The sequence below is a fragment of the Actinospica durhamensis genome (assembly GCF_018139695.1).
GTDB classification, from domain to species: Bacteria; Actinomycetota; Actinomycetes; order Streptomycetales; family Catenulisporaceae; genus Actinospica; species Actinospica durhamensis.
Map to the genome: position 1 here is coordinate 1 of NZ_JAGSOG010000536.1, position 1,890 is coordinate 1,890.

Annotated in this window: 1 protein-coding gene; it reads left to right on the top strand. The window is 71.7% G+C overall.

Features of this window, described 5'->3' with window-relative positions; translation table 11 throughout:
- The first annotated feature begins 107 nt into the window (after positions 1-107).
- The gene (locus KDL01_RS40820; RefSeq protein WP_212534092.1) at positions 108-1,328 is read left to right on the top strand and encodes an acetyl-CoA C-acetyltransferase; all 1,221 of its coding nucleotides are present in this window, start codon (positions 108-110) and stop codon (positions 1,326-1,328) included.
- Positions 1,329-1,890: the final 562 nt, after the last annotated feature.

Sequence of the window (1,890 nt, forward strand, 5' to 3'; positions counted from 1 at the left end):
CGCCGCGGCTGTGTCCCCGGCCGTCCCCCACCGTCCCTTACCCATCGGTAACATTTCCGGTAGCGTCGGAGCCACAAGCAGCCATCCGAACTCCAGGAGTCTGACCGATGCCCGAAGCCGTCATCGTCGCCGCCGCCCGTACCCCCATCGGCCGGGCGGGCAAGGGGTCGCTCAAGGACCTGCGCCCCGACGACCTGGCCGTAGCCGCCGTGCGCGCCGCCCTCGCCCAGGTCCCCGAGCTCGATCCGCACGAGATCGACGACCTGATGCTCGGCTGCGGGCTGCCCGGCGGCGAGTCCGGCTTCAACATGGCGCGCGTGGTGGCCACGCTGCTCGGTTACGACTTCCTGCCCGCCACCACCCTGACCCGCTACTGCGCCTCGTCCCTGCAGACCACCCGGATGGCCCTGCACGCGATCAAGGCCGGCGAGGGCGACGTCTTCATCAGCGCCGGCGTCGAGTCGGTCTCCAGCTTCGCCCGCGGCAGCTCGGACTCCTGGCCCAGCACGCAGAACCCGCTGTTCGACGCCGCGGTCGAGCGCACCGTCGAGCGGGCCGGGGCCGGCGCCGAGACGTGGACCGACCCGCGCGAGAGCGGCCGGGTGCCGGACGTCTACATCGCGATGGGCCAGACGGCCGAGAACCTGGCCCAGATCAAGAACGTCACCCGCCGCGACATGGACGAGTTCGGCGTGCGCTCGCAGAACCTGGCCGAGAAGGCGATCGCCGAGGGCTTCTGGGAGCGCGAGATCACCCCCGTCACGCTCCCCGACGGCAGCGTCGTCAGCAAGGACGACGGCCCGCGCGCGGGCGTGACCCTGGAGGGCGTCGAGGGCCTCAAGCCGGTCTTCCGCCCCGACGGCCTGGTCACCGCGGGCAACTGCTGCCCCCTCAACGACGGCGCCGCCGCCCTGGTCATCATGTCCGACACGAAGGCGAACGAGCTCGGCCTCACCCCGCTCGCCCGCATCGTGTCCACCGGCGTGACCGGCCTGTCCCCCGAGATCATGGGCCTCGGCCCGGTCGAGGCCAGCAAGCAGGCACTCAAGCGCGCCGGCCTGTCCATCGGCGACATCGACCTAGTCGAGATCAACGAGGCCTTCGCCGCCCAGGTGATCCCCTCCTACCGCGACCTCGGCATCGACATCGACCGCCTCAACGTCAACGGCGGCGCCATCGCCGTAGGCCACCCCTTCGGCATGACCGGCGCCCGCATCGCCACCACCCTGATCAACTCCCTGCGCACCCACGACAAGCAGTTCGGCCTCGAGACCATGTGCGTAGGCGGCGGCCAGGGCATGGCCCTGATCCTCGAGCGGCTGAGCTAGTCGCGGTGGGGGCGGCGGCCTGACCTGGCTGGCGCGGGTAGGCAGCCGGCGAAGCCGCCCGTGCCGCACGCCAGTCACTCCCTGCAGCTACGCGTTACCCCTGCTCTCACGCGTGCAGGGGTAACGCGACGCTGCTGCATTGGGCGCGGTGCTGCGGTAGCGATGGTCACGACGCAGCAGCGGCAACAGCAGTGGCAGCGACGGTCACACGCGCTCCGTGGCGGCATGTCTCGCGGCCGGTGAGCGCCACCCGCGAGGCACGCCACAGCCACCGTCAGCGATACCGCGACCCTGCCTGCGACCTGCCTGCAACCTGCGACGCTGCGGCACCCACCGTCAGTACAAAACCCCCGCCAGCTCCTCCGCCGCCGCCAGCACGCGCGTCAGCACCGTCCCCACACCCGTCCGATCGCAACGCACCCCCGGCGGCGCCCACACCGCCGTCGACGCCGACACACACGCGTACACAGACCCCGGCCGAGGCTCCAGCTCCGACTGCGGCTCCGACCCCGCAGACACCGGATCCGTGCCCACCGCACGTCCCCCGCCCTCACTACCCGCA

Bases quoted from the DNA above. Each gene is read 5' to 3' on its own strand.
- KDL01_RS40820 (WP_212534092.1), top strand. From the start codon at position 108: ATGCCCGAAGCCGTCATCGTCGCCGCCGCCCGTACCCCCATCGGCCGG.